Genomic DNA, 18,524 nt, shown 5'->3' with positions numbered 1-18,524 from the left:
CCGATGCCGGCGATGTCCCGGCCGGGCGCGTGACTGCCGCGGATCCAGCTCCCCTCGTGGCGGAGTTGTCGGGAGTGGGGATGGTGTTCAAGGCGGGCACCTCGGTGGGGGTTCGGACCGTCGGGACCGGGGCGGGCACGGCAAGGGTGATGCCCCGCGTACGGGCGGGGCGGCAGACGCGAGAACTTGCGCGCGTCAAGGGGCCCGGCGCGTACGGGATGTGCGGCCCCGCTGCCCTGCCGTGCTCTGCCGGCGCTGCGCCGCTGCCTGGATCGCGTCGGTCAGACGGTCCAGTACGGCGGCCGCCTGTTCGTCGGTGATCGTCAGGGGTGGCAGCAGGCGTACGACACTGGCGTGGCGGCCGCCGAGTCCGACGATGAGACCGCGCCGCAGGCACTCCCGCTGGACCACAGCGGCCAGTTCGAGCGCTGTCTCGGTCTCCCCCGAGGTATCCACCAACTCGACCCCGATCATGAGCCCTCTCCCCCGCACCTCGCCCACGCACGCGAAATCATTGGTCAGCGACCGCAGTTGGTGCAGCATGCGGGCGCCGAGGGTCGAGGCGCGTTCGGCGAGACGGTTCTCGCGGACGTGGGCGAGCGTCGCCGTGCCCGCGGCCATGGCGAGTTGGTTGCCCCGGAAGGTGCCGGTGTCGGGGCCGGGTTCCCCGGTGTCGAGGTCGTCGCGGTAGACCACGACCGCCAGGGGCAGGCTGCCGCCGATGGCCTCGGAGAGGACCATCACGTCCGGGGTCACGCCACTGTGCTCCACCGCCCAGAAGGTGCCGGTGCGCCCGACACCCGTCTGGATCTCGTCGGAGATCAGCGGTACGGAGCGGTCGGCCGTGAGCTGCCGTACTCGCCGCATCCAGGCGTCCGGTACGGGGAGCACTCCGCCGTCGCCCTGGACGGGTTCGACGATCACCCCGGCAGGGCGTGCGGCGGCATCGGCGCGGAACAGGTGGGCGCAGTCCTGCGGAGGCGCCACACGGACGATCGCCGACTCATCACCGGCGAGACCGGGGGGTCGCCCGGCAGCCGCGCGGACCAGCTCGTAGGCCGTCCGTACCGCGTCGTTGCCGGTCGGTCCGCAGAAGCGCACGCGGGCCCGGTCGGCGAGCCCAGGAGGCAGGGTGCGGAGGAGTTCGGTGACGAAGGCGTCCTTGACGGGGGTCGCGAGGTCGAGGGCGTTGAGGGGGGCGCCGGAGTCGAGGACCTTGCGGATGGCTTCCAGGACGACGGGGTGGTTGTGTCCGAGGGCGAGCGCTCCGGCGCCCGAGAGACAGTCCAGGTAGCGGCGGCCGTCCGCGCCCTCGATCGTCATGCCTCGCGCCCGCACCGGCACGATGGGCAGGGCCCGGGCGTAGGTCCGGGCCGCGGCCTCGCGGGCGGACTGGCGGACGGACTGGCGGCGCGGGAAGTCCTCCCTCCCACCGCGCGCTCCCCGGGCGCCATCTTCCGAAGCCCTTCCGTCACCATCGGTCAGTGCCCCTTCGGCGCCCTCGACCAGAGCCCCTTCGGCGCCCTCGACCAGGGCCTCGTCGGCGTCACCGCCGAGAGCCTCGTCAGCACCTACGTCTGCCTTGGCGCCTTCGTCCCCCGCAGCGCCCACGTCCGGCGTGGCACCCTCGTCCGCCGTGCCCGGGGCACCGTCATCCGCTCTTATGGAGCCGTCGCCCGCTCCCACCACGGTGTCGTCGACGGGTTCACCGGGGAGGGTCTTCACCGGCGCATGCCCCACAGCGGCCTCCTCTGACGCACAACCCCCAAGGACGGATTCCGCCACGACTTTCCTGACCTCCCACTGGGCACGGGCACCAGGGACCGCGCACAGACAGCAGACCCCCCACCGCTACCAACCCCGGACCGCTCACCGGGTTACGGGTTGCCTCAAGATCCTTTCCGTGACGGAACTGTTGCTGTTCCGTCGGGCCTCCCCCACAGCCACCGCATAGTGTGTGGTGCCGTTCCCGGACGCGGTGTGTCGGCCCGAAGTCCCCGTGCAGCAGCGGAAAACCAGGGTCGAGGCACCGGTTTCGTCCATGTTCGTCACCATCAGGGGGAGTCACATCATGCGATCCGTCAGGCCGCCGTTCACCACACGCCGAGAGGGGAGGGCGCGCCGCAGGAACTCCCCCGTACTGGGCGCCGTGGCCCTCGCCTCGGCGCTCGCGCTGACCGCCACCGCCTGCGACTCGGGTGACGCCGCGGCGGGCGGTGAGGCCTCCGCTTCCGCCACCGCCTCGGACGACGGCAAGCTCCGGATCCCGGACGACATCAGGGACCGGCTCCGTGAGCACGGGATCGACATCGACAAGTGGAAGAACGGCGCCTGGAAGAACTGGGACCGGGACGACTGGCTGCGCGAGGCCCACGAGTACGTCAACCCGATCATCGAAGGGCTCTGGAACCCGGACCGGATGCGGGAGGCGGAGGAGCCCGACCAGGGCGTCGACGAGAGCGACCTCTCCGGTGACCAGGGCGTCACCGATCCCACGCCGGCGCCGGTCCGGGCGCAGGCCGTGCCGCCGTCGTACCACGCGGCCGCGCCCACGGCGGGGAAGGTCTTCTTCGACTCGCCCAAGGGCTCTGCCGTCTGCTCGGCGACGGTGGTGAAGGACCCGGCGCACCCGGGCAAGTCCAATCTGGTGTGGACGGCGGGCCACTGCGTGCACGCGGGCAAGAAGGGTGGCTGGTACCGCAACATCGCGTTCGTGCCCTCGTACAACGACGACGGCAAGCCGGTCCAGGAGCTGGAGAACGCGACCCGCGAGGACGTCGCTCCCTACGGTGTCTGGTGGGGCGACTGGGCGCAGACCTCGGACCAGTGGATCGAGCAGGGAGGTTCGACGGGCGGTGACGGCGCACCGTACGACTTCGCCGTGATCCACGTGACGCCGGAGAAGGGCAGCGGCGGCAAGTCGCTGGAGGAGACGGTCGGTTCGGCGCTGCCGGTCGACTTCAAGGCTCCCGCCGTACCTCAGGTCGAGAGCGTCACGGCGATCGGCTACCCGGCGGCGCCGCCGTACGACGGGCAGAAGCTGTACCGGTGCCAGGACCGGCCGGGGCGGCTGTCGCTCACGGCGTCGGACCCGACGATGTACCGGATCGGGTGCACCATGACGGGCGGTTCGTCGGGCGGCGGTTGGGTCGCGACCGGCTCGGACGGCCGGCCGGCTCTGGTGTCCAACACCTCGATCGGCCCGGTGACGTCGGGCTGGCTGGCGGGACCGCGTCTGGGTGAGGTGGCCAAGGGCGTGTTCGACTCGGTCAGCGAGAAGTACGCCGGCCGCTAGTCGGGCGCCGGCGCGGGGGGCGGCCCGGGCGACGCGCCGGCGGAGCATCCTGCCAGGAGTCCCGCCGGCTCGCGGAAACCTTCACCGCCCCACCCCGGTTCGCCCTCAACTCCACGGGCATAGTGGGCTCTCGTGCCGGGGCTCGCAGCGCACAGCCCACATCGAGCATCGAACACGGCACACGACACAGCACCACACACGCACGCATCAACGGGGGTCATCGCACCATGCGTTCCACACGTACGCCCGCACCGAGGCGCGGACGGCGCACCGTTCTCGCCGCCGCGGGGCTCGTCGCCGCCCTGGCGCTCACCGCCACCGCCTGTGGCGGCTCGGCCGACTCGGCGAGTGACAAGCCCGACGCCACGCCCTCGCAGGCGGGGGACGCCGGCGGCAAGGTCGAGATCCCTGCCGATCTCGCGGGCAAGCTCAAGGAGCACGGGATCGACGTCGACAAGTGGAAGGACGGCGGCTGGAAGGACTGGGACCGGGACCAGTGGCTGAGTGAGGCCAAGGACTTCGTCAATCCGGTGATCGAGGGCCTCTGGAAGCCCGAGCGGATGCAGTCCGCCGAGGAGGCCAACAAGACGGTCACGACGAAGGACGCGTCGGCCGGGCAGGGCATCAGCGACCCGGAGCCGGCGCCCGTCGCCGCGCAGGCCGAGAAGACGCCGTACCACCGCAACGCGGCCCCGGTCGGCAAGGTCTTCTTCGACTCCCCCGACGGCCCGGCGGTCTGCTCCGGCACAGTGGTCAAGGACGTCAACCACCCGGGCAAGTCCAACCTGGTGTGGACGGCGGGCCACTGCGTGCACGCGGGCGGGAACGGCGGCTGGTACCGCAACATCGTGTTCGTCCCGGCCTACAACGACCTGGGCAGGTCCGAGGCGGAGCTGAGCAACGCCGACCCGGCGGAGATCGCCCCGTACGGCAACTGGTGGGCGGACTGGGCCTCGACCTCGAACCAGTGGATCCAGGGCGGCTCGGAGACGGGCGGTGACGGGGCCGCGTACGACTACGCGGTACTGCACGTGAAGCCCGAGCAGGGCGCGAAGTCCCTGGAGGAGACGGTCGGCGCCGCGCTGGACGTGGACTTCTCCGCCCCGTCCGCGGCGGAGGCCGCCAAGATGGGCGCCTGGGGCTACCCGGCCGCGCCCCCCTTCAACGGCCTGAAGATGTTCAAGTGCGCCGACATCCCCGGCCGGTTCTCGCTCAGCCCGAGTCTGCCGACGATGTACCGCATCGGCTGCACCATGACGGGCGGGTCGTCCGGCGGAGGCTGGTTCCGGGTGCTGAACGGCAAGTCCGTGCTGGTCTCCAACACCTCGATCGGCCCGGCCGACAACACCTGGCTGGCGGGCCCGCAGCTGGGCCGGGACGCCGAGGCGCTCTACGAGAACATGAGCAAGACCTACGGCGGCCGCTGACCCGCGCACACGAAACAGGCCCGCCCTCGAGTGACTCGGGGGCGGGCCTCCGCGGTCGGCCGGGCGGGCCGACGGCGCCAGACCGGCCGGGCCGGTGGCGTCAGACCGGTCAGGCGAGCGGCGCCGGGACGTACGGCGTGAGTTCCGCCGCCAGTTCCTCGTGCACCCGCACCTTGAGCAGGGTGCCCTCCGGGGTGTGCTCCTCGGAGATCACGTCGCCCTCGTCGTGGGCGCGGGCGACGAGCTTGCCGTGCGTGTACGGCACGAGCGCCTCGATCTCGACCGAGGGACGCGGCAGCTCGTTGTCGATGAGCGCGAGCAGTTCCTCGATGCCCTGGCCGGTGCGGGCCGAGACGGCCATGGACCGCTTCTCGACGCGCAGCAGCCGCTGCAGCGTCAGCGGGTCGGCCGCGTCCGCCTTGTTGATCACGACGATCTCGGGTACGTCGGTGGCGCCGACGTCCCTGATCACCTCGCGCACGGCGGCCAGCTGCTCCTCCGGGTTCGGATGCGAACCGTCCACCACGTGCAGGATCAGGTCGGACTCGCCGACCTCCTCCATCGTGGAGCGGAACGCCTCGACCAGGTGGTGCGGCAGGTGCCGGACGAATCCGACGGTGTCCGCGAGCGTGTACAGCCGTCCGCTCGGCGTCTCGGCCCGGCGCACGGTCGGGTCGAGGGTCGCGAACAGGGCGTTCTCGACCAGGACGCCCGCGCCTGTGAGGCGGTTGAGCAGCGAGGACTTGCCGGCGTTGGTGTAGCCCGCGATGGCCACGGACGGCACCTTGTGGCGCTTGCGCTCCTGGCGCTTGATCTCGCGGCCGGTCTTCATCTCCGCGATCTCACGGCGCATCTTCGCCATCTTCTCGCGGATCCGCCGCCGGTCCGTCTCGATCTTGGTCTCACCGGGACCACGGGTGGCGAGGCCGCCGCCCTTGCCGCCGCCCATCTGCCGGGACAGCGACTGACCCCAGCCGCGCAGCCTCGGCAACATGTACTGCATCTGCGCGAGCGCGACCTGCGCCTTGCCCTCCCGGGACTTGGCGTGCTGGGCGAAGATGTCCAGGATCAGGGCCGTACGGTCGATGACCTTGACCTTGACGACGTCTTCGAGGTGGATGAGCTGGCCCGGGCTGAGCTCACCGTCACAGATGACGGTGTCGGCGCCGGACTCGAGGACGATGTCCCGCAGCTCCTCGGCCTTGCCGGAGCCGATGTACGTGGCCGCGTCGGGCTTGTCGCGGCGCTGGATGACGCCGTCGAGCACCAGCGCGCCCGCCGTCTCGGCGAGGGCGGCGAGCTCCGCGAGGGAGTTCGCCGCGTCCTGGGCAGTGCCCGAGGTCCAGACGCCGACGAGCACGACCCGCTCCAGGCGGAGCTGGCGGTACTCGACCTCGGTGACGTCCTCGAGCTCGGTGGACAGGCCCACGACGCGGCGCAGGGCCGCGCGCTCGGAGCGGTCGAACTGGTCGCCGTCCCGCTCTCCGTCGATCTCGTGGCTCCAGGCGACGTCCTCTTCCATCAGGGCATCGGCCCGAAGACCCTCGGGGTGGCTGTGCGCGAAGCGCTTGGTGTCCTGGGAAGGGGAAGAAGAGGAGGTCATTGGATCCTTACGTAGGTGGGAAACCGATGTCGGCGACGGAGAGCCGAGGCTGGTCCGTCACTGTGCACAACGCAGGGGCACTCCGGGAGATTCCCGGCGTCCCGCGCCGTGCCGCGCCGACCCGAAGATGGTCGCACGGCACGGGGCGTCTCGTCACCGTGTTATCGCGCGCCTCCCCCGCCGGAAACCGCGGCCGCCACGGGCTTCGCAGGCTTCCCGGGGTCCTCCGGCTTCCAGTCCGGGTGTCCCGGCATCGGCGGGGTCTTCTCGCCGTAGAGCCAGCCCTGGAAGAAGTCGTCCAGGTCGCGGCCGGAGATCTCGGCGGCGAGCCGGACGAAGTCCTGTGTGCCGGCCGTGCCGTCCTGGTGGCGGTTGACCCAGGCGCGCTGGAGGCGTTCGAACGCCGGGCCGCCGATCTCCTGGCGCAGGGCGTACAGGACGAGTGCGGCGCCGTCGTAGACGTTGGGCCGGAAGATGTCGGTCTTGTGGCCGGGCTCGGGTGCCTTGGGCGCGGCGGGCGGTCCGCCGGCCCGGCGCCAGCGGTCGGAGGCGCCGTAGGCGAGCTTCATCCGGTCCCGCATCGGCTTTCCGGCCTGTTCCTCGGCGTAGAGCGCCTCGTACCAGGTGGCGTGGCCCTCGTTGAGCCACAGGTCGGACCAGGTGCGGGGGGTGACGCTGTCGCCGAACCACTGGTGGGCCAGCTCATGGACCATGATCGACTCGACGTACCAGGCCGGGTAGACGGGCTCGGTGAACAGCTCCCGCTCGAAGAGGGAGAGCGTCTGGGTCTCCAGTTCGAAGCCGGTGGAGGCGTCGGCCGCGAGGACGCCGTAGGTCTCGAAGGGGTAGCGGCCGACCTTGTTCTCCATCCAGGCGATCTGCGCGGGGGTCTTCTCCAGCCAGGGTTCCAGCGCCTCGCGGTACCGGGTGGGGACGACGTCCCGCACGGGCAGGCCGTGCGGGCCGGTGCGGTGCAGCACCGTGGAGCGGCCGATGGACACCTGGGTGAGCTCGGTGGCCATGGGGTGCCGGGTGCTGTACGTCCACGTGGTCTTCCCGCCGGCCCGCTCCACACCGGCGGGCAGACCGTTGGCCACGGCCGTGTGGCCGTCGGGCGCGGTGACCCGGATGGTGAACATGGCCTTGTCGGAGGGGTGGTCGTTGCACGGGAAGACCAGGTGCGCGGCGTCGGCCTGGTTGGCCATGGCGAGGCCGTCGCCGGTGCGCACCCAGCCGCCCTCGCGGCCCTCGGCCGGCACGGGGTCGCTGGTGTGGCGCACGGTGATGCGCATCCAGGTGTCGTCCGACACGGCGTCCTCGGGCGTGATCACCAGATCCTCGCCGACGGTGCGGAACCGCGCGGGGTCGCCGTCGACCTCGACCGAGTCGACCTTGCCGTGCGCGAAGTCCAGGTTGATCCGGTCCAGGTCGGCGGTGACCCAGGCGTCGATGGTGGTGACGGCCCGCAGCGGCTCGCTGTTGGTGCCGGGGTAGGTGAAGGACAGGTCGTACGAGGCGACGTCGTAGCCGGGGTTGCCCAGGTGCGGGAAGAGCCGGTCGCCGACGCCGAGCGGGACGGCGGGGGCGCTCGCGGCGACGAGGCACACGGAGACGGCCGAGGCGAGCAGGGCGGCGGACGTCCGTCGCCGGGCGGGGGAAGAGGGCGTGAGGGACATGCCCCACGGCTATCAGCGCCCGCCTGCGCGGCACGGGCGACGCGCGTCCGGCCCACCCGAACCGGGGACCGGGGCCTGCGCCGCCTGCCGCTCAGGCGCCCTGTGTCTGCGGCTGCGCCCGGCTCACGTCGTACACCCCGGCCACGTTCCGCATGGCGCGCATCAGGGCGGGGAGGTGGGCCGCGTCCGGGAGCTGCACGGTGTAGGTGTGCCGCACCTGCTGCTGCGTCGGGGGCTCGACGGTCGCGGAGACGATCTCGGCCCCTTCGAGGGCCATCACCTCGGTGAGGTCGGCGAGCAGATGGGGACGGACGAACGATTCGGCGACCAGGGTGACCCGGCACTCGGTGGCCTCACCCCAGCGCACGCCGACTTCCTCACGTCCCCCGTCCTTCATGCGCGCCACCGCCGGGCACTCCACGCGGTGCACCGTGACCGCTCCCCCGCGTACGGCGAAGCCGGTGATCGCGTCGGACGGTACGGGCGTGCAGCACCGGGCGAGCCGTACGGTCGCGCCCGGCAGGTCCGTGAGGACGTCGCCGCCGGCGGAGCGGGTGCCGGGCTGCTCGGGGCCGGAGGCCGCGGGTGCCTCCGGGCCGGGCCGGCCGACGGGCCGGGGCGTGGCCGTAAGGTCGCCGGTGGGGCGGTCGCCGGCGGGCCGGTCGGCCTCGGCGCCGCGGGCCTCGTGCTCCTGGGCCTCGGCCTGCGCCGGGTGGGCGGCCAGCCACCGCTGGATGGCGATCCGGGCCGCGGGCGTGTGCGCGTGCTCCAGCCATTCCCGGGAGGGCTCGGAGGCCGGGTCCTGGCCCATGAGGAGCTGGACGGTGTCGCCGTCCCGCAGCACGGTGGACAGCGTCGCCAGGCGGCCGTTGACCCGGGCGCCGATACAGGCGTGCGCGTCCTCGCCGTACTGCGCGTACGCGGCGTCCACGCAGGTCGCCCCCTCGGGCAGCCCGAGCGTGCCGCCGTCGGGCCGGAAGACGGTGATCTCGCGGTCCTGGGCGAGGTCCTCGCGCAGGGTCGACCAGAAGTGGTCGGGATCGGGCGCGGCCTCCTGCCAGTCGAGGAGCCGGGAGAGCCAGCCGGGCCGGGTGGGGTCGACGCGCTCGCCGTCGGCCGGGTCGTCGGGGGCGGGGGCGTACGGGTTGCCGAGGGCGACGACTCCCGCCTCGGCGACCTTGTGCATCTGGTGGGTGCGGATGAGGACTTCGACGACCTGGCCGTCCTCGCGGGCGACGGCCGTGTGCAGCGACTGGTAGAGGTTGAACTTCGGTACGGCGATGAAGTCCTTGAACTCCGAGACCACCGGCGTCATGCAGGTGTGCAGTTCACCCAGCACGCCGTAGCAGTCGGCGTCCTCGCCCACGAGGACCAGCAGGCGGCCGAAGTCGGAGCCGCGCAGCCGGCCGCGTTTGCGGGAGACGCGGTGCACGGAGACGAAGTGGCGGGGGCGGATGAGGACTTCGGCCGTGATGCCCGCCTCGCGCAGCACCGAGCGCACCTCGTCGGCGACCTCGGCGAGCGGGTCGTCGGCACGGTCGGCGTTGCGGACGATCAGCTCCCTGGTGTGCGCGTACTCCTCGGGGTGGAGGATCGCGAAGACCAGGTCTTCCAGTTCGGTCTTGAGGGCCTGCACGCCGAGCCGCTCGGCGAGCGGGATGAGCACGTCACGTGTCACCTTCGCGATGCGCTCCTGTTTCTCGGGGCGCATGACACCGAGGGTGCGCATGTTGTGCAGCCGGTCGGCGAGTTTGATCGACATGACGCGGACGTCGTTGCCGGTGGCGACGAGCATCTTGCGGAAGGTCTCGGGCTCGGCGGCGGCGCCGTAGTCGACCTTCTCCAGCTTGGTGACGCCGTCGACGAGGTAGCGGACCTCCTCGCCGAACTGCTCGCCCACCTGGTCGAGGGTCACGTCCGTGTCCTCGACGGTGTCGTGGAGCAGGGAGGCGGTCAACGTGGTGGTCTCCGCGCCGAGTTCGGCGAGGATCAGGGTCACGGCCAGCGGGTGCGTGATGTACGGCTCGCCGCTCTTGCGCATCTGGCCGCGGTGCGAGGACTCGGCCAGGACGTAGGCGCGGCGCAGGGGGTCGAGATCCGCCTCGGGGTGGTGGGCGCGGTGGGCCTCGACGACGTGGCCGATGGCGTCGGGCAGCCGGTCGCGGGCGGCGGGTCCGAGCAGCGCGGCTCTGCCGAGGCGGCGCAGATCGATCCGGGGGCGGGCCTTTCTGCGCGGCGCGGTCGGTGTCACCGGCCCCGACGCCGCGCCCGGCATCGGGCCTGGGGTCACGGGATTCGTGGCCTCCGCACTCATGGGCACCTCCGGCTGCGTCAACCGGCGGACGGGGTGCCCCAGGGCGGACACGGCTCAGGGGGCGGCTTCGGTCCCCCGTCCGGGCCGGTGCTTGATGCTATCGAGCCCACCACGCGTGGCTGACCGCCTCTCGCCGAGCGTGAAACTGATCACCCATTCGAGGGACGAATGTGAGGTTTGTACCGTCATGCAGGCTGACCGGAGTAGTCGTGTTCCCGCCAAGTGGCCGGATCCATACGCCGGTTTCGGGTCGAAGCCTCCAGGACGGCAGGGCCGGTTCAGCCCCGCGGAACGGCCTGCAGCCAGTCCGCGTCGATCTCGCCCTCGGCCACGATCACGGCCGGGCCGGTCATCTCGATCTCGCCGTCGGGCCGCTCGGTGATCACGAGGGTGCCGCCGGGGACGTCCACGGTGTAGGTCACCGGTGTGCCGGTGGCGGCGGGGTCGGCGCCGTCACGGCGGGCGGCGGCCACGGCGACCGCGCACGCGCCCGTGCCGCACGAACGGGTCTCGCCGGAGCCGCGCTCGTGCACGCGCAGCGCGACGTGCCGGGGGCCGCGGTCGACGACGAACTCGACGTTGACCCCGTCCGGGTAGACGGAGGCCGGGCTGAAGGGCGGCGGGGCGTACAGATCGCCGGCGTGCGCCAGGTCCTCGACGAAGGCGACCGCGTGCGGGTTGCCCATGTTCACGTTGCGCGCGGGCCAGCTGCGCTCGCCGACTCTCACGGTGACGCCGTCCTCGGGGAGCAGCGCCTTGCCCATGCCGACGGTGATGTCGCCGTCCTTGGCGATGTGCACGGTCTTCACGCCTCCGCGGGTGGCGACCGCGAGGTCCCCCTCGGTCACGTGCCCGGCGCGCTGGAGGTAGCGCGCGAAGACGCGCACGCCGTTGCCGCACATCTCCGCGACCGATCCGTCGCCGTTGCGGTAGTCCATGAACCACTCCGCCTCGGCCGCCATGCTCCTGGCCTCGGGGTGCGCGGCGGACCGCACGACGTGCAGCAGTCCGTCACCGCCGATGCCCGCGCGGCGGTCGCACAGGGCGGCGACGGCGGCCGGGGGCAGGTCGAGGGTGTTCTCGGGGTCCGGGACGATCACGAAGTCGTTCTCGGTGCCGTGACCCTTGAGGAAGGCGATCCGCGTGCTCATGCCCCGATCGTACGGCGCGCCGCGCGGGGAGGGCGGGGCGGATCGTCGTGGGGTTGCGGGGCCCCGGGGACAGCGGGCGCACCAGCCGTGTGCGGGTGATCCGGTGGTCGGGAGTGGCTGCGGGTGCGTCGTGGACTGCGGGTGCGTCGGGCCGGCTCGTCGCGCGGTTCTCCGCACCTTTCAGGGCCCCGTACGCGGCTTCAGCGGAGCCGGGCCACCCGCCACACGGCCAGGACGACCACCGCGGCCACCAGCACCGCGTACCCGAGCACGACCCGCCAGTCCGCTCTGCGGCCGGAGCCCTTGGCCGGGAGGCCGGGCCAGGTGTAGCCGACGCGGCGGGCCGCCATCATGCCCCAGCCGGCCGCGCAGGAGCAGATCAGCAGGCCGAGCATGGCGATGACGGCCCCGCTGTCGCCGAAGTCGAAGGCGAGCGGGAAGGCGAACATGAGGGAGCCGAGCGCCGCGAGTCCGACGATCGGTGCGAGCTGCCAGATGCGCAGACGGCGCTGCGGGCGCAGCTCCACCTCGACCTCGTCCGCGAACATCTCGTCGGGCTCGGGGCCGTCGTCGGTCACACTCGGCGTCTCGTCGGGACCGTCGGAGCTGAGGCGGTCCGCGTCCTGCTCCGGTCCGTCCTCGTGCTCCGGCACATCCCGCTCGGCGGTGATGTGATCGGTGCTTTGTGCGGTGTCGCGAGGGCCGGCCTCCATCGCCACGCGCCCTCCCAACTAGGACTCAACTCGGTCGATCGAAGCTCGATGATGGCACGCCGCCGAAGGACCGGATGACGGCCTGGGCGTCCCGATGCCATGACGTGATCAGGCTGTAACCGGTCGTTCGACCAAGGACAGCGCGAGCTGCGGAAGTTCCGTGAGATCGGCCGCAGCCCCACTCAACCAGTGCACCCGTGGATCGCGCCTGAACCATGAATCCTGACGGCGCGCGAAGCGCTTGGTGGCACGTACCGTCTCGGACCGCGCTTCCTCCAGGGTGCACTCCCCCGCGAGCGCCGCGAGGACCTGCTGGTAGCCGAGCGCGCGCGAGGCCGTACGCCCTTCGCGCAACCCTTGCGCCTCCAGCGCCCGCACCTCCTCCACGAGTCCGGCGTCCCACATCCGGTCGACCCGGCGCGCGATGCGCTCGTCCAGCTCGGGGCGGGCCACGTCGACGCCGATCTGGAGCGTGTCGTAGACCGAGTCGTGGCCGGGGAGGTTGGCCGTGAAGGGCTTGCCGGTGATCTCGATGACTTCGAGGGCCCGGACGACCCGGCGTCCGTTGCTCGGCAGGATGGCGCGGGCCGCCTCGGGGTCGGCGGCGGCCAGGCGGGCGTGCAGCGCGCCCGAGCCGCGAAGGGTGAGTTCCTCCTCCAGGCGGGCGCGGACCTCCGGGTCGGTGCCGGGGAACTCCAGGTTGTCGACGGCGCCTCGGACGTACAGGCCCGACCCTCCGACCAGGATCGGCCAGCGGCCCTCCGCGAGCAGCGCGTCGATGCGCTCGCGGGCCAGGCGCTGGTACTCGGCGACGGACGCCGTGACGGTGACATCCCAGATGTCCAGGAGGTGGTGCGGGATTCCGCCGCGCTCCTCGGGCGTCAGCTTGGCGGTGCCGATGTCCATCCCTCGGTAGAGCTGCATGGAGTCGGCGTTGACGACCTCACCGCCGAGTCGCTGGGCCAGAAAGACGCCCAGATCGGACTTTCCGGCCGCGGTGGGACCGACGACGGCGATGACGCGGGGGGCGGGGGGTGCGCTGCTCACCGACCCAGTCTCGCAAACCTCGCACACCGCTCTCGAACGAGTTACGTGACGCCACGGCCCCGGGGTCGTTGCCCGTTGCGAGGTTCCTGCCGCCGGATCACAGAGGCGGTGGCCCGGGCCGCGCAAACGGACGCACCGGGCGACGCGGGATTTCGCCCGCACGAGTAACGTATGGAGTGGATATGGGCGTTTTTGCACGCATTCTCCGGCGGTCCAAGGCCACGGAGGAGGCGCCTGCCGCCGAGGCCGGGAGCGACGCGACGAAGGCCGGGTCCGAGACGGAGGAGGCGGCGACCGCAGAGGCGAAGGCGGCCGAGGGAGCAGCGGACACCGCCGAGCCGACGGCTGAGGCCGCCCAGAGCGGCGAGAGCGCCGAGGGCGAGGGCGTCGACATCCCCAAGCAGCAGTCCACCGACAAGGCGGCCGACAACGAGGCAGGCGAGGGCGCCCGTACGTGACCGCCCCGCGCGAGGGAAGGTGAGCCATGGGTCTCCTGGACAACGTGAAGGCCAAGCTGGGCCCCGCGAAGGGCAAGGTCTCGCACCTCGCGCAGCGGCACGAGGGCAGGATCCAGCACGGTCTCGACAAAGCCGCGCAGGTCGTCGACAAGAGGACCAAGGGCAAGTACAGCGACAGGATCCAGTCGGGCACGGGCAGGGCCAAGGGCGCCATGGGCCGACTCGCGCACCAGCACGACGGCGGACCGGGCACGGGCGGCACGACACCGGCGCCGGGTGCGGCCGGCCCGTCTCAGGGTGAGGCTGCCGCTCCGCCACAGGGCGATGCGACTCAGCCGCAGGGTGGGACGACTCCGCCGCAGGGTGGAGCGACTCCGCCTCAGGCCGGGGCGACTTCGCCGCAGGGTGGGGCGACTGCGCCACCTGGCGGGGCCACTCCGCCACCGGACGCGGGCCGTTCGGCACCGCCGCGCGACGCGGACGGCAGCACACCGCCGGACGACGCACCACCGCCGGTTTCCTGACCCGGGCACCGGCCCACCGAGAGGCACCCAAGGGCACCGAAGGGGCACATCGCCGGACGGCCGTGGAGCACGCGCTCCCGGCCGTCCGGCGTTTCCCGCACCCGCCGCGCCTCCGTGACGCGGCCTACGCCTACGACCAGGTGGCGACGGCATACCCCACGCCGTACGGCGCGTCCTCGAACAGCAGCGATCCCCCGAGGCCCGCGCCCTCGGCCGCGCCCGCCAGGACCTGCCAGGGAGCCCGGCCGGACACCTTCAACTCGCGGGCGAGGCCGGTGTCCAGCGCAAGCAGGGCCGGAAGGTCCGCCGCGCCCAGCGCACGCCCCACCTCGGCGTCGAAGGGGGCCGCCCGCTCGTCGAGGTAGCCCGGGGCCTTGAGCGTCCGGCACGCGCTGGCGTCGCCCATCACCAGCAGCGCGACCCGTTCGGCACCGGCGGCGAGCTCCCGTCCGACCCGGGCGCAGTCCCCGGGCGTGAGCCCCTCCCCCACCCCGACTCCCTCGACCGGGGCGTCGGCCCACCCGGTGCGCTCCAGCAGCCAGGCGGCCACCGCCAGGGCGTACGGCAGCCGCCGTTCCGCACGCGCGTCTCCCGCTCCCGCCCTGCCCCCGGCTCCGGCTCGCCCCAGCCGTACGTCGAGGTCGACACCGAAGCCCCGGAACGACCCTCGGCTGCCCTCCGGGTACCTCTCGGGCCCCGGGACGTCCCCCGGCCCGACGACCACCAGCCGGTCGGGACGGGCCGCGGCGAGCACGCCCAGCGCGTCCGTGCAGGCGGCTCGCGCGGCGTCCAGTTCCGGCGCGGCACCCGCGGCGACCTCGGGAACCAGCAGGGGCGGGCAGGGACAGACAGCGGCGGCGACAAGCATGATCGGCAGGGTAACCCTCAGAAGGCGCGATTCCGCAGCAGGCGGCCGCCACCCGGCTCCGCCTCACCACCCGGCCCCCTCACCACCCGGCCCCGCCCCGCCGGCGATCACGCCCGCCGGCGGTCAGGCCCGACTCATGCGCGTGCGGCCGCCACCCGGCTCCGCCCCGCCGTCGGTCACACCCCGCCGGCGGTCACGCCCGGCTCAGTCGCAGCCGCACCCGCTCGCCGCCACCGGCAGCGGCTCCGGAACACCGATCCTGGGCAGGCCCAGCAGGACGCCCGTCGGCTGGGACGCCTTCGCCGCCTTCTCCGCCGTGCGCTTCTCCCAGGCGTCGCCCGCGCGCGTGCGGCGCACGCCGAGGACGGGGCCCTCGGCGAGCAGGTGGTGCGGGGCGGCGTAGGTGATCTCGACCGTGACCACGTCGCCCGGGCGGACCTCCTGGTCCGGCTTGGTGAAGTGGACCAGGCGGTTGTCGGGGGCGCGGCCGGACAGGCGGTGCGTGGTGTCGTCCTTGCGGCCCTCGCCCTCGGCGACCATCAGCTCCAGCGTGCGGCCGACCTGCTTCTTGTTCTCCTCCCAGGAGATCTCCTCCTGGAGGGCGACCAGACGCTCGTAGCGCTCCTGGACGACCTTCTTGGGGATCTGGCCGTCCATCTCGGCGGCCGGGGTGCCGGGTCGCTTGGAGTACTGGAAGGTGAAGGCCTGGGCGAAGCGGGCCTCGCGGACCACGTGCAGCGTCTGCTCGAAGTCCTCCTCGGTCTCGCCGGGGAAGCCCACGATGATGTCCGTGCTGATCGCGGCGTGCGGGATGGCGGCGCGGACCTTCTCGATGATCCCGAGGAAGCGCTCCTGGCGGTAGGAGCGGCGCATCGCCTTCAGGATCGGGTCGGAGCCGGACTGCAGCGGCATGTGGAGCTGCGGCATCACGTTCGGCGTCTCGGCCATGGCGGCGATGACGTCGTCGGTGAAGTCGCGCGGGTGCGGCGAGGTGAAGCGGACGCGCTCCAGGCCGTCGATCTTCCCGCAGGCCCGCAGCAGCTTGCTGAAGGCCTCGCGGTCGCCGATGTCCGAGCCGTAGGCGTTGACGTTCTGCCCGAGCAGGGTGATCTCGGAGACGCCCTCGGAGACCAGGGCCTCGATCTCGGCGAGGATGTCGCCGGGGCGGCGGTCCTTCTCCTTGCCGCGCAGGGCCGGGACGATGCAGAAGGTGCAGGTGTTGTTGCAGCCGACGGAGATCGACACCCAGGCCGCGTAGGCGCTCTCGCGGCGCGTGGGCAGGGTCGAGGGGAACGCCTCCAGGGACTCGGCGATCTCGACCTGCGCCTCCTCCTGCACGCGGGCGCGCTCCAGCAGGACGGGCAGCTTGCCGATGTTGTGCGTGCCGAAGACGACGTCCACCCAGGGCGCCTTCTTCACGATCGTGTCGCGGTCCTTCTGCGCCAGGCAGCCGCCGACCGCGATCTGCATGCCGGGGCGGGCGGCCTTCTTCGGCGCGAGGTGACCGAGGTTGCCGTACAGCTTGTTGTCGGCGTTCTCCCGCACGGCGCACGTGTTGAAGACGACGACGTCCGCCTCGCCGTCGGAGCCCTCGGGGGCGCGGACGTAGCCCGCGTCCTCCAGCAGGCCGGCCAATCGCTCGGAGTCGTGGACGTTCATCTGGCACCCGTAGGTGCGTACCTCGTATGTGCGCGTGCCGCCCACTGACTGGCTCCGGTCGATGCTGCTCATGGGGACAAGGGTAGGCGGTCGGCGGACATGACCCGGTCGCCTGTGGACAACCGGGCCCGGGGCTCACGGCTCGATGAGCCCCGCCCTGATGGCGTACCGGGTCAGCTCCAGGCGGTCGCGCATGCCGAGCTTCTGCAGGAGGTTGGCGCGGTGGCGTTCGACGGTCTTGGCGCTGATGAAGAGGAGTTCGCCGATCTCCTTGGATGTGTGACCCTCGGCCACGAGCTTGAGGATCTCCTCCTCGCGCTCGGTGATGGCCCGTTCCGGCAGGCCGTCGCCGCGGTGCAGCCGCTCCAGGTAGGAGCGGACCAGGGCCCGCTCGGCGCCCGGGTAGATGAACGGCTCGTCCCGCACGGCCGCCCGGCATGCCTCGACCAGGTCGCGGTCGGCGACCGACTTGAGGACGTAGCCGCTGGCCCCGGCTCTGAGCGCCTCGAAGAAGTACTCCTCGTTGTCGTACATGGTCAGGATGAGAATGTGCAGGTCGGGCAGCCGGCGGGAGAGTTCCCTGGCCGCCTGGAGGCCGGTCATGCGGGGCATGGCCACGTCGAGGACGGCCAGGTCGACGGGGGTCTCCCGGGCCTTCGCGACGGCCTCGGCGCCGTCTCCGGCCTCGGCAACGACCGTCAGGTCCGGCTCACCGTCCAGGATGAGGCGCACGCCCCGGCGCACGAGCGTGTGGTCGTCGGCGAGCAGGACGCGGATCGGGGTGGTCGCCGGGGCGCTCATCGGCGTGCTCCTTCCGGCACCGGCAGGCGCAGCCGTACGTCGGTGCCGCCGTCCGGGGCCGGTCCGACGGTGAGGGCGGCCCCGATCAGCAGGGCGCGTTCGCGCATGCCGGTGATGCCGGCGCCCTCGGGGGCGGTGCCCACGCCGGTGCCGTTGTCCCGGACGAGGAGTTCGACGCCGCCCGGGACGGGCCGGAGGCGGAGCTCGGCGCGGTCGGCGCCGGCGTGCCGGGCGGTGTTGGTCAGGCCTTCCTGCGCCACCCGGTAGACGACGAGCTCGGCTTCGGGGGTCAGGGCGGGGAGGTCGCCGGTGACGTGGTGGCGCACGGTCAGCCCGTGGGTCGTGAACTCGCCCGCCAGTGAGCGCAGGGCGCTGGCCAGGCCCAGCTCCTCCAGGACACCCGGGCGCAGCCGCCGGGCGATCCGGCGGATCTCGTCCAGACCGGCCCGGGTCGCCTCCTGCGCCTGGCCGACCTCGTCGCGCAGTTCCCCGGGCGCCCGGTCGGCGACGCGCTTGAGCTGGAGCAGGACGGCGGTCAGGGTCTGCCCGACCTCGTCGTGGAGCTCGCGCGCGATGCGGTGGCGTTCGCTCTCCTGGGCGGACAGCGCACGGGCGGCGCCCGTGGCCCGCTCGGCCTCCAGCCGGTCGAGCATCGTGTTGTACGTGGTGATCAGCCCGGCCGTCTCCGCCGGGCCACCGACCACCGGGCGGGAGCCGGGGCGCAGCAGGTCGGCGGTGGCCATGGCGCGGTCCAGCCGCTGCAGGGGCGCCAGGCCGAAGCGCAACACCAGCGCGTTGCCGGCCAGCAGCAGCACCAGGCCGCCGAGCAGGACGAGGGCCTCTCCGGCCAGGACGGGGGTGGAGACGGTGACCGGCCCGAGCAGCAGCGCGGTGGCCACGACGAGGCCGGCGGCGTTGAGCGAGAAGATCCGCCAGAACAGCGACACGTTCCTGGCTCCGCTCCTTCCGGCGCTCGCGTCCGACACCT

15 protein-coding genes are annotated in these 18,524 nt (G+C 72.6%); 4 read left to right on the top strand and 11 right to left on the bottom strand.

Annotated elements, in window-relative coordinates; genetic code table 11:
* Positions 1–195: 195 nt before the first annotated feature.
* Positions 196–1,485, bottom strand: coding sequence for an aminotransferase class III-fold pyridoxal phosphate-dependent enzyme (locus ACIGAQ_RS00270; protein ID WP_399780611.1), 1,290 nt, complete (start codon positions 1,483–1,485; stop codon positions 196–198).
* A gap of 586 nt (positions 1,486–2,071) precedes the next feature.
* Here ACIGAQ_RS00270 and ACIGAQ_RS00265 point away from each other — a divergent pair.
* Positions 2,072–3,295, top strand: a complete 1,224-nt coding sequence (locus ACIGAQ_RS00265; RefSeq protein WP_311688407.1) for a hypothetical protein — start codon at positions 2,072–2,074, stop codon at positions 3,293–3,295.
* 227 nt (positions 3,296–3,522) lie between these two features.
* A complete protein-coding gene (locus ACIGAQ_RS00260) occupies positions 3,523–4,722 on the top strand; it encodes a trypsin-like serine peptidase (protein WP_399778011.1) in 1,200 nt (399 codons plus the stop codon).
* Positions 4,723–4,831: 109 nt separating this feature from the next.
* On the opposite strand, the gene hflX is transcribed toward ACIGAQ_RS00260, so the two are convergent.
* From hflX to miaA, 6 genes are all read right to left on the bottom strand, one after another.
* Positions 4,832–6,325: a GTPase HflX gene (gene hflX, locus ACIGAQ_RS00255; protein WP_399778009.1), complete on the bottom strand. Its 1,494-nt coding sequence runs from the start codon at positions 6,323–6,325 to the stop codon at positions 4,832–4,834.
* Positions 6,326–6,486: 161 nt separating this feature from the next.
* Complete coding sequence (locus tag ACIGAQ_RS00250) at positions 6,487–8,001, bottom strand: M1 family metallopeptidase (protein ID WP_399778007.1); 1,515 nt, start codon at positions 7,999–8,001, stop codon at positions 6,487–6,489.
* 91 nt (positions 8,002–8,092) lie between these two features.
* Positions 8,093–10,315 carry a RelA/SpoT family protein gene (locus ACIGAQ_RS00245; protein WP_399778005.1) on the bottom strand — a complete coding sequence of 741 codons (2,223 nt, stop codon included), beginning with the start codon at positions 10,313–10,315 and terminating at the stop codon, positions 8,093–8,095.
* Positions 10,316–10,593: 278 nt separating this feature from the next.
* Positions 10,594–11,466, bottom strand: a complete 873-nt coding sequence (gene dapF, locus ACIGAQ_RS00240; RefSeq protein WP_399778003.1) for a diaminopimelate epimerase — start codon at positions 11,464–11,466, stop codon at positions 10,594–10,596.
* A gap of 200 nt (positions 11,467–11,666) precedes the next feature.
* Positions 11,667–12,179 (bottom strand): hypothetical protein, encoded by a 513-nt coding sequence (locus tag ACIGAQ_RS00235; RefSeq protein WP_311688413.1) that lies wholly within the window; start codon positions 12,177–12,179, stop codon positions 11,667–11,669.
* 108 nt (positions 12,180–12,287) lie between these two features.
* Complete coding sequence (gene miaA, locus ACIGAQ_RS00230) at positions 12,288–13,226, bottom strand: tRNA (adenosine(37)-N6)-dimethylallyltransferase MiaA (protein WP_399778001.1); 939 nt, start codon at positions 13,224–13,226, stop codon at positions 12,288–12,290.
* 182 nt (positions 13,227–13,408) lie between these two features.
* On the opposite strand from miaA, the gene ACIGAQ_RS00225 reads away from it, so the two are divergent.
* Positions 13,409–13,684: a hypothetical protein gene (locus ACIGAQ_RS00225; protein ID WP_311688415.1), complete on the top strand. Its 276-nt coding sequence runs from the start codon at positions 13,409–13,411 to the stop codon at positions 13,682–13,684.
* Between the two features lie 26 nt (positions 13,685–13,710).
* Positions 13,711–14,208 carry an Rv0909 family putative TA system antitoxin gene (locus ACIGAQ_RS00220; RefSeq protein ID WP_399777999.1) on the top strand — a complete coding sequence of 166 codons (498 nt, stop codon included), beginning with the start codon at positions 13,711–13,713 and terminating at the stop codon, positions 14,206–14,208.
* Between the two features lie 130 nt (positions 14,209–14,338).
* On the opposite strand, the gene ACIGAQ_RS00215 is transcribed toward ACIGAQ_RS00220, so the two are convergent.
* From ACIGAQ_RS00215 to ACIGAQ_RS00200, 4 genes are all read right to left on the bottom strand, one after another.
* Positions 14,339–15,076 carry a class III extradiol dioxygenase subunit B-like domain-containing protein gene (locus tag ACIGAQ_RS00215; RefSeq protein WP_399777997.1) on the bottom strand — a complete coding sequence of 246 codons (738 nt, stop codon included), beginning with the start codon at positions 15,074–15,076 and terminating at the stop codon, positions 14,339–14,341.
* Positions 15,077–15,280: 204 nt separating this feature from the next.
* Positions 15,281–16,807: a tRNA (N6-isopentenyl adenosine(37)-C2)-methylthiotransferase MiaB gene (gene miaB, locus ACIGAQ_RS00210; protein WP_399777995.1), complete on the bottom strand. Its 1,527-nt coding sequence runs from the start codon at positions 16,805–16,807 to the stop codon at positions 15,281–15,283.
* Between the two features lie 63 nt (positions 16,808–16,870).
* Positions 16,871–17,536 carry a response regulator gene (locus tag ACIGAQ_RS00205; RefSeq protein ID WP_399777993.1) on the bottom strand — a complete coding sequence of 222 codons (666 nt, stop codon included), beginning with the start codon at positions 17,534–17,536 and terminating at the stop codon, positions 16,871–16,873.
* Entirely contained in the window at positions 17,533–18,483 is a 951-nt protein-coding gene (locus tag ACIGAQ_RS00200; RefSeq protein WP_311688463.1) for a sensor histidine kinase, read from the bottom strand. Before ACIGAQ_RS00200 ends, ACIGAQ_RS00205 begins: the two co-directional genes overlap by 4 nt.
* Between the last annotated feature and the right edge of the window lie 41 nt (positions 18,484–18,524).

The sequence above is a fragment of the Streptomyces sp. NPDC085932 genome, assembly GCF_044540525.1.
Classification (GTDB): Bacteria; Actinomycetota; Actinomycetes; order Streptomycetales; family Streptomycetaceae; genus Streptomyces; species Streptomyces levis.
This window is presented reverse-complemented; position numbering and strand designations above follow the sequence as displayed.